Genomic DNA, 650 nt, shown 5'->3' with positions numbered 1-650 from the left:
ATCCGCGCAACGGGGTGGCGACGAACAACATGTTCGCGCTGCTGCTGGATCCGCAGGTGGACTTCAATACGGACTGGCGCTCGATGGAAGTGGGCGCGTTCATCGCCTACCTGCATGCCTGCCCGCCGCAACCGGGCCTGGACGGCGTCCAGTATCCGGGCGAGTACGAAGCCCGCAACCGCGAGCTGAACGCGGAGTCGCTGGAATTCGCGCCTCCCATCTGGGAGGGGTTGAAGAAGCTGGCCGCGGACTTAGGGGTGCCTGAAGCGTTGCCTTGAGGGTTTGTGTTTACGGTTGTTTTTGCGGGCGGCTCAGGGGTTCTTGAGCCGCCCGTTGCGTTGGCGGGCGGGGGCGGCGGGGCTACGATTGCGGTCCGGAGCGTTCGCTCCGGACTGCCCCGTTGTCAACCTCGTACGCCTTCGGCTCCCTTGTATCTTGATCCCTGGGATGGTTAGCTACCATTCCATGAGAGGCAGGTGAGTTTCTTTGGCTCCCGAGGGACTTAACCCTGTTCCGTAGACCAAACCCCTGTCTCTCACCTCTGACGCCATCGCGGACACTGGACGGTAGCCTAGGGCTGATTGTCCCTGCATGCACAAGGTAAGTGGGCGCAGTTGGCATACTTTCTTGTATGAGGGGGTATGAACGAT

At 61.4% G+C, this 650-nt stretch carries 1 pseudogene; it reads left to right on the top strand.

Going from position 1 to position 650, the window contains the following annotated elements:
• Positions 1-278, top strand: a pseudogene (locus DNK89_RS23510) (Ldh family oxidoreductase); the annotation flags it as partial.
• Between the last annotated feature and the right edge of the window lie 372 nt (positions 279-650).

The organism is Acidovorax sp. ST3, assembly GCF_003231145.1.
Lineage (GTDB): Bacteria > Pseudomonadota > Gammaproteobacteria > Burkholderiales > Burkholderiaceae_C > Acidovorax.
The sequence above is the reverse complement of the archived record's forward strand: the minus strand, read 5'-3'. Positions and strand labels throughout refer to the sequence as shown.